Annotated in this window: 16 protein-coding genes and 1 rRNA gene; all 17 read left to right on the top strand. The window is 71.4% G+C overall.

Translation table 11 applies throughout. The features are described from left to right. Positions 1 to 70 (top strand): 5S ribosomal RNA (rrf, locus tag IM767_RS21230); the annotation flags it as partial. Between the two features lie 94 nt (positions 71 to 164). Further along, on the top strand, positions 165 to 1,985 hold the full coding sequence (locus IM767_RS20755; protein WP_242061457.1) for a primosomal protein: 1,821 nt from the start codon (positions 165 to 167) through the stop codon (positions 1,983 to 1,985). Further along, complete coding sequence (locus IM767_RS07295) at positions 1,985 to 3,022, top strand: HAD-IIA family hydrolase (RefSeq protein ID WP_109209187.1); 1,038 nt, start codon at positions 1,985 to 1,987, stop codon at positions 3,020 to 3,022. Before IM767_RS20755 ends, IM767_RS07295 begins: the two co-directional genes overlap by 1 nt. Before the next feature lie 55 nt (positions 3,023 to 3,077). Then, the gene (locus IM767_RS07300; protein ID WP_194398834.1) at positions 3,078 to 3,236 is read left to right on the top strand and encodes a hypothetical protein; all 159 of its coding nucleotides are present in this window, start codon (positions 3,078 to 3,080) and stop codon (positions 3,234 to 3,236) included. Next, positions 3,233 to 4,033, top strand: coding sequence for a TlyA family RNA methyltransferase (locus tag IM767_RS07305; RefSeq protein ID WP_109209188.1), 801 nt, complete (start codon positions 3,233 to 3,235; stop codon positions 4,031 to 4,033). The genes IM767_RS07300 and IM767_RS07305 overlap by 4 nt, the downstream gene beginning before the upstream one ends. After that, the gene (locus tag IM767_RS07310; protein WP_109209189.1) at positions 4,030 to 5,088 is read left to right on the top strand and encodes an NAD kinase; all 1,059 of its coding nucleotides are present in this window, start codon (positions 4,030 to 4,032) and stop codon (positions 5,086 to 5,088) included. Before IM767_RS07305 ends, IM767_RS07310 begins: the two co-directional genes overlap by 4 nt. Beyond that, the gene (recN, locus tag IM767_RS07315) at positions 5,085 to 6,776 is read left to right on the top strand and encodes a DNA repair protein RecN (RefSeq protein WP_109209190.1); all 1,692 of its coding nucleotides are present in this window, start codon (positions 5,085 to 5,087) and stop codon (positions 6,774 to 6,776) included. The genes IM767_RS07310 and recN overlap by 4 nt, the downstream gene beginning before the upstream one ends. Positions 6,777 to 6,793: 17 nt before the next feature. Beyond that, positions 6,794 to 8,506: a CTP synthase gene (locus IM767_RS07320; RefSeq protein WP_109209191.1), complete on the top strand. Its 1,713-nt coding sequence runs from the start codon at positions 6,794 to 6,796 to the stop codon at positions 8,504 to 8,506. Between the two features lies 1 nt (position 8,507). Continuing rightward, the gene (locus tag IM767_RS07325; RefSeq protein ID WP_239453183.1) at positions 8,508 to 9,140 is read left to right on the top strand and encodes an NUDIX domain-containing protein; all 633 of its coding nucleotides are present in this window, start codon (positions 8,508 to 8,510) and stop codon (positions 9,138 to 9,140) included. A gap of 55 nt (positions 9,141 to 9,195) precedes the next feature. Beyond that, positions 9,196 to 10,146: a site-specific tyrosine recombinase XerD gene (xerD, locus tag IM767_RS07330; protein ID WP_109209192.1), complete on the top strand. Its 951-nt coding sequence runs from the start codon at positions 9,196 to 9,198 to the stop codon at positions 10,144 to 10,146. Positions 10,147 to 10,396: 250 nt separating this feature from the next. Next, positions 10,397 to 11,281 carry a ParA family protein gene (locus tag IM767_RS07335; RefSeq protein ID WP_109209193.1) on the top strand — a complete coding sequence of 295 codons (885 nt, stop codon included), beginning with the start codon at positions 10,397 to 10,399 and terminating at the stop codon, positions 11,279 to 11,281. Between the two features lie 88 nt (positions 11,282 to 11,369). Further along, the gene (locus tag IM767_RS07340; RefSeq protein WP_109209493.1) at positions 11,370 to 12,173 is read left to right on the top strand and encodes a segregation and condensation protein A; all 804 of its coding nucleotides are present in this window, start codon (positions 11,370 to 11,372) and stop codon (positions 12,171 to 12,173) included. A gap of 127 nt (positions 12,174 to 12,300) precedes the next feature. Further along, on the top strand, positions 12,301 to 12,909 hold the full coding sequence (gene scpB / locus IM767_RS07345; protein WP_109209194.1) for an SMC-Scp complex subunit ScpB: 609 nt from the start codon (positions 12,301 to 12,303) through the stop codon (positions 12,907 to 12,909). Then, the gene (locus tag IM767_RS07350) at positions 12,906 to 13,757 is read left to right on the top strand and encodes a pseudouridine synthase (protein WP_109209195.1); all 852 of its coding nucleotides are present in this window, start codon (positions 12,906 to 12,908) and stop codon (positions 13,755 to 13,757) included. The genes scpB and IM767_RS07350 overlap by 4 nt, the downstream gene beginning before the upstream one ends. Positions 13,758 to 13,790: 33 nt before the next feature. After that, complete coding sequence (locus IM767_RS07355) at positions 13,791 to 14,933, top strand: prephenate dehydrogenase (protein WP_378768443.1); 1,143 nt, start codon at positions 13,791 to 13,793, stop codon at positions 14,931 to 14,933. Next, on the top strand, positions 14,926 to 15,684 hold the full coding sequence (cmk, locus tag IM767_RS07360; protein ID WP_239453184.1) for a (d)CMP kinase: 759 nt from the start codon (positions 14,926 to 14,928) through the stop codon (positions 15,682 to 15,684). The genes IM767_RS07355 and cmk overlap by 8 nt, the downstream gene beginning before the upstream one ends. Continuing rightward, complete coding sequence (gene der / locus IM767_RS07365) at positions 15,674 to 17,215, top strand: ribosome biogenesis GTPase Der (RefSeq protein WP_109209196.1); 1,542 nt, start codon at positions 15,674 to 15,676, stop codon at positions 17,213 to 17,215. The genes cmk and der overlap by 11 nt, the downstream gene beginning before the upstream one ends. The last annotated feature ends 4 nt before the right edge of the window (positions 17,216 to 17,219 follow it).

The raw sequence follows: 17,219 nt of genomic DNA on the forward strand, positions 1-17,219 counted from the left end.
GGAAGCTAAGCCTCTCAGCGCCGATGGTACTGCAGGGGGGACCCTGTGGGAGAGTAGGACACCGCCGGACACCCATTCACGGAATGGCCACCCACACCCTGGGTGGCCATTCCGCGTTAACACGGTGGATTGCCGACGTAGACCGCATCCAGGAGGATCGAACAATGGCAGAGCAGGAGCCGCGCGACGAACGACGCGCGCCGCGCGAGCGATCCAGCAGCCGGAAGCCCTCGTCGGCAGGCGCCGACCGAAAGCCGTACGTCAAGCGCGACGGCGACAAGAAGCCGTATGCCAAGCGTGACGGGGACCGTCCTTACGCGAAGCGTGACGACGACCGTAAGCCGTACGCGAAGCGTGACGACGACCGTAAGCCGTACGCGAAGCGTGACGACGACCGTAAGCCGTACGCCAAGCGCGACGACGACCGTAAGCCGTACCCGAAGCGCGATAGTGACCGCCCGTACGCGAAGCGCGACGGCGACCGCCCGTACGCGAAGCGCGACGATGATCGCAAGCCGTACGCGAAGCGCGATGACGGTCGTAAGCCGTACGCGAAGCGTGACGGCGACCGCCCGTATGCCAAGCGTGATGGCGACCGCCCTTACGCGAAGCGCGACGATGACCGTAAGCCGTACGCCAAGCGCGACGGCGACCGCCCCTACGCCAAGCGCGACGATGACCGTAAGCCGTACGCCAAGCGCGACGGCGACCGCCCCTACGCGAAGCGCGATGACGACCGTAAGCCGTACGCCAAGCGCGACGGCGACCGCCCGTATGCCAAGCGCGACGGCGACCGCCCGTACGCGAAGCGCGATGACGACCGTAAGCCGTACGCGAAGCGCGACGGCGACCGCCCGTACGCGAAGCGTGATGAGCGTGCCCCGCGTCCGACGCGCGGTGGTGCCGACCGGCCCGACCGGGCCGTGCGCGAGGGCGAGATCCGTCCTGTCCGTGCTCGCCACGACGACCCGGTCATCCCCGAGGACATCACCGCACGCGATCTGCCGCCGGCGGCGCGCAACGAGCTCAAGACGCTCAGTAAGGAGAACGCCGACCAGGTCGCGCGTCACCTCGCGATGGCCTCGCAGCTGATCGACGAGGAGCCGGAGCTGGCGCACCAGCACGCCCTCTCGGCCTCCCGCCGCGCCGGTCGCATCGCCGTCGTGCGCGAGACCCTGGCGATCACGGCGTACGCGACGGGCGACTTCGCGCTCGCTCTCCGTGAGCTGCGCACGTACCGGCGAATCTCGGGGCGTGACGACCAGATCGCCCTGATGGTCGACAGCGAACGCGGCGTGGGGCGCGCTGACCGCGCGCTCGAGCTCGGCCGCTCGGTCGACCGCTCCACTCTCGACACTCCCGTGCGGGTCGAACTCGCGATCGCGATGTCGGGCGCGCGCCTCGACCTCGGAGAGCCCGAGCGCGCACTGCAGGAGCTCGACATCCCCGAGCTCGACCCCGACCGCGCCTTCGAGTGGAGCCCCGGGCTCTTCGCCGCGCGTGCCGCGGTGCTCGAGGAGCTCGGCCGCGACGACGAGGCGGCGCAGTGGCGCCGTCGCGCCGTGGTCGCCGGCGAAGCGATCGACGCGGCATCCGGTATCGGTGATCTCGAGACGGTCTTCGTCGAAGAGATCGTCGAGGAGAGCGACGACGAGGACGAGATCGGCGCGGACCTCGACGAGGACGTACTCGAAAACGACCTCGAGGTCGAGACGGAGCCCGAGCTCGAAGCCGGCGTCGAGGCCGAAGCCGGCGTCGAGGCCGAAGCCGGCGTCGAGGCCGAAGCCGGCGTCGAGGCCGAAGCCGGCGTCGAGGCCGAAGCCGGCGTCGAGGCCGAAGCCGGCGTCGAGCCCGTAGGCGAAGTCCAGCCCGACGCCACCGACGACGAGCCGTATTCCGTGGAGGACGAGGTCGCCGACATCCTCATCGAGGCCGGCGTCGACGAGTCGCCGGCAGACGAGTCGACCGACGAGGCCCAGCGCTGATGGCGTTGTTCGGACGGCGGGCGGTGACGCCTGCGCCGCTCGAGGGCGTCGATGTGGTGCTCGCCGACCTCGACGGAGTGGTCTATGCCGGGGCGGGTGCGCTGCCGCACGCCGTCGAGAGCCTCAACCGCGCGCGTGACGGGCGCTCGCTCGCGTACATCACCAACAATGCTTCGCGCACGGATGTCTCGGTCGCGGCGCACCTGGCCGAGCTCGGCCTGCACACGACCGCTCGTGACGTCGTCACCAGTCCGCAGGCCGCGATGCGCCTGCTCGCTCAGAAGATCGCGCCCGGCGCCACGGTGCTCGTGGTGGGCGGCGAGGGACTGGTCGTCGAGGTCGAGAAGGCCGGTTTCGTCGTCACGCGCAGCGCGGACGACGCTCCGGCCGCCGTGGTGCAGGGCTTCGCACCCGAGGTGGGCTGGACGCAACTGGCCGAGGCCGCCTTCGCGCTGAAGACGCCCGAAGAGGACGGCGGCATCCCATGGATCGCCACCAACACCGACTGGACCATCCCGCAGTCACGTGGCATCGCACCCGGCAACGGCACGCTCGTGTCGGCGGTGCACACCGCCGTCGGGCGGCTCGCCACCGTGGCCGGCAAGCCCGAGACGCCGATCTTCGAGGAGGCGGTCGCGCGGTTCGAGGCGCGGCATCCGCTCTTCCTCGGTGACCGGCTCGACACCGACATCCTGGGCGCGAACCGAGCCGGGATCGAATCGGCGCTCGTGCTGACCGGCATCGACCGGCCCAAGCACGTCCTCGCCGCGCCGGAGGGGTCGCGACCGACGTACATCCTCGGCGATCTGCGCGAGCTTCACGAGCCGTACCCCGAGGTGCACGTCAAGGACGAGGTGGCGACGGTCCGCGGGGCGAAGGTGGCCGTCGACGGCGCCGACATCCGCATCCTCAGCGAGGGCGACCGGCCGATCGACCTGGTGCGCGCAGGTGCCGCCGCCATCTGGTCGAGCGGCCGTGCGATCTTCGGCTTCCGCGTGCCGGAGCGGCTGTACGCCGACCCGTTCCACCGGCCCTGACCCGCTGCGCCGCGGCGCAGCGAGGTCTGTCGCATCGCCCCCGTATCCTGGGGGCATGGATCAGGCCAACGAGCAAGAGGACCGGACCGGCGATCTGCTGTCGACCCTCGAGGTGATCGAGGCGCAGCCGTTGGCCACGCGCGCCGCGGCGTACGACACGCTCCACGACGCGCTCGCCCGTCGCCTCGAGGCGACGCCCGGCGCCCCGTCATGACGAGCCGCCTCGACGCCGCTCTCGCAGCACGGGGTCTCGCGCGCTCCCGCACGCACGCGGCGACGCTGATCGCCGAAGGGCTCGTGACCGTCGACGGCCGACCGGTCGTCAAGGCCTCGGCCCCCGTTGGCGATGAGGCGGTGATCGAGGTCGCCCAGAGCGATCACTACGTCAGCCGCGCGGCGCACAAGCTGATCACGGGGCTGGACTCCTTCGGCGTCGACGTCCGCGGCCGGGTCGCCCTCGACATGGGCGCATCGACCGGCGGATTCACGCAGGTGCTGCGTGAACGCGGCGCCGAGCCGGTGATCGCGGTGGATGTCGGCCACGGCCAGCTCGCGGCATCCGTCGCCGGCGACCCCGCCGTCGTCTCGATCGAGGGCTTCAACGTCCGCTACATGACACCCGAATCGCTGGCCGAGGCGAGCGGCATCGCGCAGGCGCCCTCGGTCATCACCGGCGACCTCTCGTTCATCTCGCTCACCCACGTGCTGCCCGCCGCGCGAGCCGTCGCAGCGCCTGACGCAGACCTCGTGCTGCTCGTGAAGCCGCAGTTCGAGGTGGGCCGCACGGCGGTCAAGGGCGGGCTCGTCACCAACCCGGCGCTGCGCGCCGACGCGGTCGCCGGCGTGCTGTGGGCCGCGTGGGACGCCGGCCTCGGAACCTGCGGCATCGTCTCCTCCCCGATCGCGGGCACACACGGCAATTCGGAGTACATCGCACACCTCGCGCCGGGGCGGGGGAGCAATCCGACAGAATGGTTGAGCACCGTGAACCGACTGGCGGGGAGCCGATGAACGACGCCGACACCCGGGCCGACGCAGCGCACCATCCGCACGCCGCAGCGCAGGCCGACCGCAGCATCCTCGTGGTGGCCCACGCGCATCGCTCCGACACGGTCGCGGCGGCCGAGCGGGTCGTCGAGGCCCTGCGCACCGCCGGAGCCCGTCCCGTGCTCGCCCCCGACGACCGCGAAGAGCTGGTCGAGGCGGGGTCGTCGCTCGGCGATGTCGCGCTGCTCGGTGTCGACGTACCGGTGGCGCACATCGAACTCGCGATCGTGCTCGGCGGCGACGGCACGATCCTGCGGGCGGCGGAGCTGGTCCGCGACGGCAGCGCCCCCGTCCTGGGCATCAACATGGGGCACGTCGGCTTCCTCGCCGAGACCGAGCGCGACGACATGGACGAGGCGGTCCGCCGCGTCATCGCCCGCGAGTACGAGGTCGAGGAGCGCATGGCGCTCCAGGTGCGCGTGAAAGACACCGGCGATTCCGTGATCTACGAGACCTGGGCGCTCAACGAGGCGACGGTCGAGAAGGCCAGTCGCGAGCGCATGCTCGAGGTCGTCGTCGAGATCGACGGCCGCCCGTTGTCGACGTTCGGCTGCGACGGCATGGTCGTCTCCACCCCGACCGGATCGACCGCCTACAACTTCTCCGCCGGCGGCCCGGTGATCTGGCCCACCGTCGAGGCGATCGCCGTGGTGCCCCTGTCGGCGCACGCACTGTTCGCGAAGCCGCTCGTCGTCGGCCCCGAGCACGCCGTCGCCATCGAGGTTCTCGAGCGCACCAACGGCACCGGCATCCTGTGGTGCGACGGCCGGCGCTCGCACGACCTCCCTCCCGGCGCGCGCGTCGTCATGCGCCGCTCCGACCGGCCGGTGCGTCTCGCCCGCCTGCACCCGGCCCAGTTCACCGATCGCCTGGTGCGCAAGTTCCGCCTGCCCGTCGAGGGCTGGCGCGGTCCTGCCGCGATCACCGGCGTCCTGCCGGTGCGGCGGACGGAAGGTACGGATGCCGCACCCGCCGCGTCCGCCGACACGCCGGAGGTCGGGACCGAGGTGGCGCCGTGATCGAGGAGATGCGCCTGCGGGATCTGGGCGTGATCGCCGAGGCGACCCTGCCCATCGGGCCCGGGTTCACGGCGATCACCGGCGAGACCGGCGCCGGCAAGACGATGGTCGTGACCGGACTCGGACTGCTGCTCGGTCAGCGCGCGGACTCCGGCGCCGTCCGCGCCGGAGCGCCGCAGGCGACCGTCGACGGCGTCTGGATCGTCCCCGAGGACGGACCGGTGGCGGCGCGCGTGCGCGAGGCAGGCGGCGACGTCGAGCCGATCGGCGGCGGCCGGGCGGAGCTGTACATCGGGCGCTCGATCTCGAGCGAGGGGCGCGGGCGGGCGTCGGTCGGCGGCCGCGCCGCACCCGCCGGAGTACTAGCCGATCTCGCCGACGAACTGGTCGTCGTCCACGGGCAGTCCGACCAGTTGCGCCTGCGGTCGGCGGCGGCACAGCGGGACGCCCTCGACCGGTTCGGCGGCGAGGCCGTCCACACCGCCCGCGACGCCTACCGCCGCGCCTACGAGCACTGGCGCGCCATCGACCGCGAGCTGTCGCAGCTCACCACCGATCGCGACGCGCGCGCCCGCGAGGCCGAGGACCTGCGCGCACAGCTCGCCGAGATCGAGCAGGCCGCGCCGCAGTCCGGCGAGGACGCCGAACTCACCGCCCGCGCCGAGCGGCTCGCCAATGCCGAGGAGCTGCGGCTCGCCGCGGCCACCGCCCACGACGGCCTGTCGGGCGAGGGCGACGTGCCGGACGCCGGTTCGCTGCTCGCCGAAGCCCGTCGCGCCCTCGAGCGCGTGCACGACCCGGTGCTCGAGGAGCTGGCCGGGCAGCTGGCCGACCTCGGCTACCGCGTCGCCGACGTCGCCGCCGCTCTCGCCGGCTACCTCGCCGACCTCGACGAGTCCGGGCCGCACGAGCTCGCCGCGGTCGAGGAGCGGCGCGCGGTGCTGGCGGGCCTCGTGCGTGCTCACGGCACGCTCGACGCCGCGATCGAGCTGCTCGACACCGGCTCGTCGCGCCTGGCCGAACTCGACGACGACTCCGACCGCATCGAGCGGCTGACCGAGGAGCGCGATGCCGCGGCATCCGTCCTCGACGACACCGCCGCCGCGCTGACCGCGGCTCGCGTCGAGGCCGCCGGGCGGCTCGGAGCCGCGGTGACAACCGAGCTGCGTGCGCTGGCGATGCCGGACGCACGCCTGGAGGTCGCCGTCAGCGAGGGCACGGAGTCCGCGTACGGCCGGGACGACGTCGCGATCCTGCTGGCGCCTCATCCCGGTGCCGAGCCCCGCGCCGTTTCACGCGGCGCGAGCGGGGGAGAGCTCAGCCGGGTGATGCTCGCCATCGAGGTCGTCATCGCGGGGGTCGACCCCGTCCCGACCTTCGTCTTCGACGAGGTGGATGCCGGCATCGGCGGCGCCGCGGCGATCGAGGTCGGCCGGCGTCTGGCGCGCCTCTCGGAGTCGTCGCAGGTGATCGCGGTCACCCACCTCGCACAGGTCGCGGCGTTCGCCGCGAACCACCTGACGGTCGTGAAGGCGAACGACGGCTCGGTGACGGCATCCGATGTCCGTCGCCTGGAGGGCGGCGACCGCGAAGCAGAGATGGCGCGCCTGCTCTCGGGCATGCCCGATTCCGACGCCGCGCTCACGCACGCACGTGAGTTGCTCAGCCTTCGCACCGAAGTCGACTGATAGGATAAAAGCCCGTGATGCAGACTTCTGATTCTTCCCGCGGCGACACTTCGAACGACACCACCAAGCACATCTTCGTGACCGGTGGTGTCGTTTCCTCGTTGGGCAAGGGTCTCACCGCTGCGAGCCTCGGAAACCTCCTCACCGCGCGCGGTCTGCGCGTCGTGATGCAGAAGCTCGACCCGTACCTGAACGTCGACCCGGGCACGATGAACCCGTTCCAGCACGGCGAGGTCTTCGTCACCGACGACGGGGCCGAGACCGACCTCGACATCGGCCACTACGAGCGCTTCCTCGACATCGAGCTGAGCCAGGCCGCGAACGTCACGACGGGCCAGATCTACTCGCAGGTGATCGCCAAGGAGCGCCGTGGCGAGTACCTCGGCGACACGGTGCAGGTGATCCCGCACATCACCGACGAGATCAAGCGCCGCATGCGCCTGCAGGCGACCGAGGAGCCGCGTCCCGACGTGATCATCACCGAGATCGGCGGCACCGTCGGCGACATCGAGTCGCAGCCGTTCATCGAGTCGGCCCGCCAGATCCGCCACGAGCTCGGCCGCAGCAACGTCTTCTTCGTGCACGTCTCGCTCGTGCCGTTCATGGGGGCGTCGGGGGAGCAGAAGACCAAGCCCACGCAGCACTCGGTGCAGGCGCTGCGCCAGATCGGCATCCAGCCCGACGCGCTCGTGCTGCGCAGCGACCGCCCCGTCACCGAGTCGAACAAGCGCAAGATCGCGCTCATGTGCGACGTCGACGAGGGCGCCGTCGTGAACGCGGTCGACGTGCCGAGCATCTACGACATCCCCTCGATGCTCAACGAGCAGGGCCTCGACGAGTACATCGTCCGTGCGCTCGGTCTCTCGAAGGCCGCCGACGTCGACTGGTCGCGCTGGCAGCGCGTGCTGAACGCGGTGCACAACCCCAAGCACGAGGTCACGATCGGCCTGGTCGGCAAGTACATCGACCTTCCCGACGCCTACCTGTCGGTGACCGAGGCGCTCAAGGCCGGCGGGTTCGCGCAGGAGACCCACGTCAACATCCGCTGGATCCCCTCCGACGAGTGCGAGACGCCCGAAGGCGCGGCCAAGGCGCTCGGCGCGCTCGACGGCATCGTGATCCCCGGCGGCTTCGGCATCCGCGGCATCGAGGGCAAGATCGGCGCGCTGAAGTTCGCGCGAGAGCAGGGCATCCCCACCCTCGGCATCTGCCTCGGCCTCCAGTGCATCGTGATCGAGTACGCACGCCACGTCGCGGGCATCGCCGACGCCTCGTCGAGCGAGTTCGACCCCGACACCGAGCACCCCGTCATCGCGACCATGGAGGAGCAGGTCGACATCCTCGACCACGGCGACCTGGGCGGCACGATGCGCCTGGGCCTGTACCCGGCCGAGCTCGCCGAGGGCTCGATCGCGGCCGAGGTGTACGGATCCAACCGCGCGTCGGAGCGTCACCGTCACCGCTACGAGGTGAACAACCGCTACCGCAACCAGATCGCCGACGCGGGCCTGCTCTTCTCGGGCATCAACCCCGACCTCGACCTCGTCGAGTACGTGGAGCTGCCGCGCGACGTGCACCCGTACTACATCGCGACGCAGGCGCACCCCGAGCTGCGCTCACGGCCGACGAACGCCAACCCGCTCTTCCGCGGCCTGGTGGGCGCGGCGCTCGAGCGTCACCGCTCGAGCGAGCTGTTCGAGGTCGAGGCCGACGAGCTCACGGTCGCCTGACGTGACGGACGGACGGATGCCGCAGCCCGGCGCGCCCGAGACCGCCGGCGCGGCCGTCCTCCAGGACGAGGTCGTCGACGCCGAGATCCTCGAGAGCGAGCTGGTGTACGAGGGGCGCGTGTGGGACGTCCGCAGCGACACCGTCGCCTACGGCGGCGGGAAGATCGTGCGCCAGTACGTCGACCACCCGGGCGCGGCCGCGGTCGTCGCGGTGGACGAGGAGGAGCGGGTGCTGCTGATCCAGCAGTACCGGCATCCGATCCGCCGCCGCGACTGGGAGATCCCGGCCGGACTGCTCGACATCGCCGGCGAGTCGCCGCTCGAGACGGCGCGCCGGGAGCTCGCGGAGGAGGTCGACCTCGTCGCGTCTTCCTTGGAGCCCCTGGTGAGCATCTTCACGACTCCCGGCGGCAACGACGAGATCGTCCACCTGTTCCTCGCACGCGGGCTCAGCCCGGCCGGCGAGGTGCACGCCCGGGAGGACGAGGAGGCCGACATCCGCGTCGAGTGGGTGCCGATTGCCGACGCTGTCGCGGGGATCTTCGCGGGACGACTGCGCAACGGCATCCTCACGACCGGCGTCCTCGCGGCCGCCGAGCGACTGCGAGCCGCCCGGCGATCCGCCCCGGTCTGAAGCGCACGCGGCGCGATTTCACCCCGCATCGGCCCGGACGTGAGACGCTCCTGAGGTGAGAGTCGATCGCGCGGTGGACGCCTACCTGCGTCACGTGGCGATCGAGCGCGGGCTGTCGGAGAACACCGTCTCGGCGTACCGGCGCGACCTCGCCGGCTACGCCGAGTGGCTCCGCGAGCAGGGGATCGAAGAGACCTCGGCCGTCACCGCGGTGACTCTCGCCAGCTTCGTGGCGGACCGCGCGGCGGCCAAGCCGCCGATGGCGGCGGCGTCGCTCGCGCGGCTGCAGTCGTCGGTTCGGGGTCTGCACCGCTTCCTGGCGCGCGAGGGCATCGAGGCGGCCGATCCGTCGTCGCAGCTGCGTCCGCCCAAGCAGGCACGGCGGCTGCCCAAGGCGCTCACGGTCGAGCAGGTGGAGCAGCTGCTGGACGCCGCCGGGCCGGCGCCGGCGACCGGCGCCGATACCTCGGTCGCTTCCGGGGCGGCACCGGGCGATCTGCTGGGCCTGCGCGATCGGGCGCTCCTCGAGCTGCTGTACGCGACCGGCGCGCGCGTCTCGGAGATCGTGCAGCTCGACGTCGACGACGCGTCGCACGGCGATGTGCTGCGCGTTCGGGGCAAGGGATCGAAGGAGCGCATCGTTCCGGTCGGCTCGTATGCGCGCGCCGCCGTGGACGCGTACGTCACTCGCGCGCGACCCGCACTGTCGCTGCGCGGACGTGCGACGCCCAAGCTCTTCCTCGGCGCGCGCGGAGCACCGCTGTCGCGGCAGAGCGCGTGGCTGATCATCCAGTCGGCGGCCGAGCGCGCGCACCTCACCGCCCACGTCTCACCGCACACACTGCGGCACTCGTTCGCCACCCACCTGCTGCAGGGCGGTGCCGACGTGCGCGTCGTGCAGGAGCTGCTCGGCCACGCCTCCGTCGCGACGACGCAGATCTACACCTACGTGTCCGTCGACGCACTCCGCGATGTGTACGCCACTTCGCACCCGCGGGCCCGGTGACGCGGTTGGGATTTCCGGCCGAACAGTGATTCTGCACGGTCGAGCTGCTGACCTGGGCACCGCTGATCACGGTGCTGGACTACGCGCTCATCGCGATCACCGCGCAGGTGCGGCTCGACGTGCTCGGTTCGCTGTGAACCACTGCTCGCGGCTCCGCGCCGTTCCGGGTGCTGGACGGCCGCGCCGCAGGCGTTCCGGCGCGGGGCGTGACTAGAATCGGGGGACACGAAGCACGTAGGCGGGAGCATTGGTGGCGGGCAAGGCACAGGCGGCGACGAAGGCCGCCACGGGGGACACTCCGATCGGACCCACCGGTCGTCCCTATCAGGGCTTTCCCACCCCGCCCAAGCTCGACGGCCACGGCCCCGCCCGCATCATCGCGCTGTGCAACCAGAAGGGCGGCGTCGGCAAGACGACCACCACCATCAACCTCGCCGCGGCGCTCGCCGGCTACGGCCGCAAGGTGCTGGCGGTCGACTTCGATCCTCAGGGCGCACTGTCGGCGGGTCTCGGAATCCAGACCCACGACATCCCGACGATCTACGACCTGCTGCTGGACGGCAAGCGCGATCCTCGCGAGGTCATCGTCGCGACGAAGGTGCCGAACCTCGACGTGATCCCGGCCAACATCGACCTCTCCGCTGCGGAGGTGCACCTCGTCAACGAGGTCGCTCGCGAGCAGACCCTCTCGCGCACGCTGCGCAAGGTGACCGGCGACTACGACGTGATCCTCATCGACTGCCAGCCGTCGCTGGGCCTGCTGACGGTGAACGCGCTGACGGCGAGCCACGGCGTCGTCATCCCGCTCGAGTGCGAGTTCTTCGCGCTGCGCGGTGTCGCGATGCTCATCGAGACGATCGACAAGGTGCGCGATCGCCTGAACCCGACCATCACGCTCGACGGCGTGCTCGCGACCATGTACGACGCCCGCACCCTCCACTCGCGCGAGGTGCTGGAGCGCGTGGTCGACGCGTTCGGCGACGACGTGCTCGAGACCGTGATCGGCCGCACCGTCAAGTTCCCGGATGCCTCGGTCTCGGGCATGCCGATCACCGAGTTCGCGCCCGAGCACGCCGCCGCACAGGCATACCTGCGACTGGCGCGGGAGCTGGTCGCCCGTGGCGCTGTCGCCTGACGCTTCGACAGGCTCAGCGACCGGGGCGGACTCGGCGACCGCGACAGGCTCAGCGACCTCGGCAGACGCGCCGACCGCGGGGGAGGACCTGACCTCTGCGGAGGCTCCCGCTCCCGGGTTCCGGGTCGCCCTCTCGAACTTCGACGGACCGTTCGACCTGCTCCTGACGCTCATCTCGAAGCACGAGCTCGACATCACCGAGGTGTCGCTCTCGCTCGTGACCAACGAGTTCATCGCGTACCTTCGCGACCTGGGTCCGGACGAAGAGCTCGACGAGGCATCCGAGTTCCTCGTCGTCGCCGCCACTCTGCTCGACATGAAGGTCGCCGGGCTGCTCCCGCAGGGCGAGCTCGTCGACGCCGAGGCGGTCGCGCTGCTCGAGGCGCGCGATCTGCTCTTCGCGCGGCTGCTGCAGTACCGGGCGTTCAAAGAGGTCTCGGCATGGTTCGAGCGGTGCCTGCGTCGCGAGGGTGTGCGGCACACCCGGTCGGTGCGCCTGGACGAGAAGTACCGCAACGCCGTTCCCGAGCTCGTCTGGTCGCTGAGCGCCGACGACTTCGCCGCCCTGGCGATCCTGGCGATGACGCCCAAGGAGATCCCGCGGGTGGGCCTGGACCACCTGCACGCGCCCCTGATCAGCATCCGCGAGCAGGCGGCGATCGTCGTGACGCTCCTGCGAGATGCCGGGTCGCTCAGCTTCCGCGAGCTCATCGCGGGGGTGTCGCAGCCGGGCGTCGTGGTGGCACGCTTCCTCTCGGTGCTCGAGTTGTACCGTCACGCCGCCCTGTCCTTCGAACAGCTCGAGCCGCTCGGCGAGCTGACCCTCCGCTGGAGCGCGCAGCGCTGGAGCGACGAGAATCTCGCCACCCTGGGAGCCGACTATGACCGATGACGCTTCGACAAGCTCAGCGACCGAGCAGGGGAGCTCAGCGACCGGGCAGGGGGGCTCAGCAACCGTGGGCGCGGGCTCCGCAGGCGGGGGTGCGAGCTCCGGAGCCGCGGGCGCGAGCTCAGCGGCAATGGAAGCCACACCTGCCGTCGACACGACCGACGTCGCACGACGGCTGGAGGCGATCCTGCTGATCGTCGAGGAGCCGCAGAGCCTCGTCAGCCTCGCGGCGGCCGTCGGCGCGCCGGTGCCGGCGGTGCGCCAGGCCGTCGAGGCTCTCGTCGACGACTACGACGGACGTGCGGGCGGGCCGGTGCGCGGTTTCGAGCTGCGCGAGGTCGGCGGCGGCTGGCGGCTGTACGTGCGGGAGGAGCTCGACGACCTCGTGAGCGAGTTCGTGGGCGGGCAGGCGCCGGCACGGCTCTCGCAGGCCGCGCTCGAGACGCTCGCGGTGATCGCCTACAAGCAGCCCGTCACCCGGAGCCAGGTGGCGTCGATCCGCGCGGTCAACGTGGACTCGGTCGTGCGCACGCTCCTCGCGCGCGGACTCATCACGGAGCTGTTCGCCGACGCCGAGACCGGAGCCATCAACTACGGGACCACCGACGCGCTGCTCGTGCACCTGGGGATCAACTCGCTTGACGAGCTCCCGCACATCTCGCCGCTGCTGGACGGCGCCGATGAGGTGTCGGGTGCGAACGGGGTCGGAGACGGCCTGGACGAAGGAGTGCGACGATGACCGGCGGATCCGAATCCACCGAGGGCGTACGGCTGCAGAAGGTGCTCGCGAACGCCGGAGTCGCGTCGCGGCGCGTGGCCGAGAACCTCATCGTCGAAGGCCGCGTGCGTGTGAACGGCCAGGTCGTGACCGAGCTGGGATCCCGCATCGACCCCGAGAAGGACCTCGTCGACGTGGACGGCACGGCGGTCCAGCTCGACCAGTCCAAGCGCTACGTCATGCTCAACAAGCCGACCGGAGTCGTGAGCTCCATGAAGGACGACCGGGGTCGCCCCGACCTGCGCCGGTTCACGAAGGAGTGGCCGGAGCGGCTGTACAACGTCGGCCGGCTGGATGCCGAGACCAGCGGCCTGCTCGTGCTCACGAACGACGGCGAGCTCGCCCACGTCCTCGCGCACCCCTCGTTCGGCGTGACGAAGGTGTACATCGCCAAGGTCGAGGGTCGTGTCACTCCGCAGACCATCCAGCGGCTGACGCGCGGAGTCGAGCTCGAGGACGGACCCATCGCCGCCGACAAGGCGCGGCTGCTCTCCACGTCCACGGGCTCGGCGACCGAGGTCCGTTCGACGAGCTCAGGCACCGGCGGCGAGTCGCTCGTCGAGCTCACCCTGCACTCCGGCCGCAACCGCATCGTGCGGCGCATGCTGGCAGAGGTGGGGCATCCCGTCGTCGAACTGGTCCGTCGTCAGTTCGGTCCCCTCCACCTGGGAACACTGCCAGCGGGGCGTGCCCGCGAGTTGACTAAAGTGGAGCGGGGCGCTCTGCTGACTCTCTCGCGCCAGGCGACCTCTTCCACGCCGGAGGAGGGCGCACCCGACACCCGCGACGGCGATACGCCCGCGGACTGAGATTTCCGCCGTGCAGGCGAACAGGAGACGCAAGTGACCGACACGAGGCCGCCCTCTGCGCGCGACCGTGCCGCCGAGCCGGCGCTGGCGCCGCGCGTGCGGGGCACCGTGCGCATCGTCGGCGCCGGACTCCTCGGTGCGAGCATCGGTCACGCGCTGACCGCGCGCGGCATCGACGTCGCCCTCGATGACACGTCGCCGTCGCAGCTGCGGCTCGCGGTTGACTACGGCGCCGGGCGCCATGCCGCGGCGGGAGACGAGCCGTCGCTGGTCGTCGTCGCCGTCCCGCCGGACGTGACCGCCGACGTGATCGAGCGTGAGCTCGCCGCTCACCCGGGTGCGGTCGTGACCGATGTCGCGAGCGTCAAGCTCGAGCCGCTCCGCGTGCTCCGCGAGCGCGGCGTCGACCTCACGCACTACATCGGCTCGCACCCGCTCGCCGGGCGCGAGCGCGGCGGGGCCATCTCGGCCCGCGCCGACATCTTCGTCGGCCGGCCGTGGGTCGTGTGCCGCGACGAGGAGACGCCGTCGGCCGATCTCGCGATCGTGGAGGCGCTCGCCCTCGATCTCGGTGCGACGCCGATCGAGATGACCCCCGAAGACCACGACCGCGGCGTCGCGCTCGTCTCGCACGTGCCCCAGCTCGTCGCGAGCCTGCTGGCCGGCCGCTTCGTGGACGCCCCCGACGGCTCGCTGCGGCTCGCCGGGCAGGGGGTGCGCGACACGACGCGGATCGCGGCATCCGCCCCCGAGCTGTGGGTTCAGATCCTCGGCGCCAACTCCGCCCCTGTGGTCGACGTGCTCGATCTGATCGCCGCCGACCTCACCGCCGTCGCCGATGCACTGCGGGATCCCGACGCGCCCGGTGCCCGTCGCGCCGTGGCCGACACCATCCGCCGCGGCAACGACGGCGTCGAGCGCCTGCCGGGCAAGCACGGTCAGAACCGCCGCTTCGAGCAGGTCGTCGTGATGGTCGACGACACCCCCGGTCAGCTCGGGCGCCTGTTCGGCGAGCTCGGCGATCTGGATGTGAACGTGGAAGACCTGCGCCTGGAGCACTCGCCCGGCGCCCAGTTCGGCCTCGCCGAGATCAGCGTCGTCCCCAGCGCAGTGCGCCGGGCGATCGACGGCCTCGAATCGCGCGGCTGGAAGATTGCGAGCACCACCAATGACTGATCGGGCGATCACCAAGCCCGGCCCCGACCCCGTCGTGGTCGCGATCGACGGCCCCGCCGGCAGCGGCAAGTCCAGCGTCTCGAAGCAGGTCGCGCGCCGGCTCGGCTACGGCTACCTCGATACGGGTGCGGCATACCGCGCGCTGGCGTGGCACGCGCTGGAGCGCGGCATCGACACGTCGGACGCGGCATCCGTCCTCGACGTCTCGGGCGATTTCGTCTACGCGATCTCGCTCGACCCCGACGCCTACTGGGTGCGCGTGGCGCAGACCGACGTCACCGACGCCATCCGCGAGCCCCGCGTGTCGGAGGCGGTCAGCGGTGTGGCCCGCGTGCCCGCCGTGCGCGAGTCGGTCAACGCGCTGTTCCGCGCGCTGGTGGCGGGCTCGGGCCGGCCCGGAGTCGTCGTCGAAGGTCGTGACATCACGACGGTCGTCGCGCCCGACGCGCCGGTGCGCATCCTGCTGACCGCCGCGCCCGAGGTGCGCGCCGCGCGTCGCAGCGCGGAAGTGACGACGCAGGATGCCGCGGCCGTCGCGGCCGCCCTCCACCAGCGCGACGCCTCAGACTCGGCCGTCGTCGACTTCCTCACCGCCGCGCCCGGCGTCGAGGTCGTCGACTCGACCCACCTCGATTTCGACCAGACCGTGGACGCCGTGCTCGGCGTGATCCAGGCCGTGCAGCACCCTTCTGCTGCCCAGGGGGAGCCCGCGGTCGACTCTCTGCAGACAGGAGCCCGAAATGGCCACTGACACCTCCGCGGACTTCGACGAGTTCGAAGACACCGGCGACGACCACCTGGCCGAGAACCTCGCAGCCCTCGACGACGACCTCGCCGAGCAGCGGGCTGCCGCTCTGCGCGTCGGCCTCGAGGACTACGACCTCGACGACGAGGACGCCGCGCTCCTTGAGGGCATCGTCCGCGGCGAGGACGGCATCGAGTTCCTCCCCGCGCTGCCCGTCGTGGCGATCGTCGGGCGCCCGAACGTCGGCAAGTCAGCTCTCGTCAACCGCATCCTCGGTCGCCGTGAGGCCGTCGTGGAGGACACCCCGGGTGTCACCCGCGACCGCGTGACGTACAAGGCCGAGTGGATGGACCGTCGCTTCACCGTCGTCGACACCGGCGGCTGGGAGCCCGACGCTCGTGGCATCGACCGCTCGGTCGCCGCGCAGGCCGAGGTCGCGATCGACCTGTCGGACGTGGTGCTGTTCGTCGTCGACGCCATGGTCGGCGCCACCTCCACCGACGAGCACGTCGTGCGGCTGCTGCGCAAGGCGAAGAAGCCGGTCTTCCTCGTCGCCAACAAGGTCGACGACGCGCGCCAGGAGCCCGAGGCCGCGGCGCTGTGGAACCTCGGCCTCGGCGAGCCGCACCCCGTCTCGGCCATCCACGGACGCGGTGTCGCCGACCTCCTGGACGAGGTCGTCAAGGTGATGCCCGACGTGTCGGCGGTCGCCAAGCACGAGATCGGCGGCCCGCGCCGCGTCGCGATCCTCGGCAGGCCCAACGTCGGCAAGTCGTCGCTGCTCAACAAGGCCGCCGGAGAGGAGCGCGTGGTCGTCAACGAGCTCGCCGGCACCACCCGCGACCCGGTCGACGAGATCGTCGAGGTCGGCGGAAAGATGTGGCGTTTCGTCGACACCGCCGGCATCCGTCGCCGCGTGCACCTGCAGCAGGGCGCCGACTTCTACGCGTCGCTTCGCACCTCGGCCGCGCTCGAGAAGGCGGAGGTCGCCGTCGTCGTGCTCGACGTGACGCAGCCGCTCAGCGAGCAGGATGTGCGCATCATCGACCTCGTGCTCGAGTCGGGCCGCGCTCTGGTGCTGGCGTTCAACAAGTGGGATCGCCTCAACGACGACGACATGGACGGCCAGGACCGCCGCCGCTACCTCGAGCGCGAGATCGAGCAAGACCTCGCGCACGTGGCGTGGGCGCCCCGCGTGAACATCTCGGCGCGCACCGGACGCCACCTCGACAAGCTCGTGCCGGCGCTCGAGACCGCCCTCGAGTCGTGGGATCAGCGCATCCCGACCGGCAAGTTCAACGCCTTCCTCACCGAGCTCATCGCCGAGCACCCGCACCCGGTGCGGGGCGGCAAGCAGCCGCGCATCCTGTTCGGCACGCAGGCGTCGACGCGTCCGCCGACCTTCGTGCTGTTCACGACCGGCTTCCTCGACCCGGGCTACCGCCGGTTCATCCAGCGGCGCCTCCGCGAGCTGTACGGCTTCGAGGGCACGCCCATCGTGATCAACATGCGCGTGCGGGAGCGCCGCCAGCGCTGACGCG

Source organism: Microbacterium ureisolvens (assembly GCF_015278315.1).
GTDB lineage: Bacteria > Actinomycetota > Actinomycetes > Actinomycetales > Microbacteriaceae > Microbacterium > Microbacterium ureisolvens.

Excerpts from the sequence above, each read along its gene's own strand:
- scpB (WP_109209194.1), top strand. The coding sequence starts at position 12,301 with ATGGAAGCCACACCTGCCGTCGACACGACCGACGTCGCACGACGGCTG.
- IM767_RS07300 (WP_194398834.1), top strand. The coding sequence starts at position 3,078 with ATGGATCAGGCCAACGAGCAAGAGGACCGGACCGGCGATCTGCTGTCG.
- IM767_RS07310 (WP_109209189.1), top strand. The coding sequence starts at position 4,030 with ATGAACGACGCCGACACCCGGGCCGACGCAGCGCACCATCCGCACGCC.
- IM767_RS07350 (WP_109209195.1), top strand. The coding sequence starts at position 12,906 with ATGACCGGCGGATCCGAATCCACCGAGGGCGTACGGCTGCAGAAGGTG.
- der (WP_109209196.1), top strand. The coding sequence starts at position 15,674 with ATGGCCACTGACACCTCCGCGGACTTCGACGAGTTCGAAGACACCGGC.
- IM767_RS20755 (WP_242061457.1), top strand. The coding sequence starts at position 165 with ATGGCAGAGCAGGAGCCGCGCGACGAACGACGCGCGCCGCGCGAGCGA.
- cmk (WP_239453184.1), top strand. The coding sequence starts at position 14,926 with ATGACTGATCGGGCGATCACCAAGCCCGGCCCCGACCCCGTCGTGGTC.
- IM767_RS07320 (WP_109209191.1), top strand. The coding sequence starts at position 6,794 with ATGCAGACTTCTGATTCTTCCCGCGGCGACACTTCGAACGACACCACC.
- IM767_RS07295 (WP_109209187.1), top strand. The coding sequence starts at position 1,985 with ATGGCGTTGTTCGGACGGCGGGCGGTGACGCCTGCGCCGCTCGAGGGC.
- IM767_RS07305 (WP_109209188.1), top strand. The coding sequence starts at position 3,233 with ATGACGAGCCGCCTCGACGCCGCTCTCGCAGCACGGGGTCTCGCGCGC.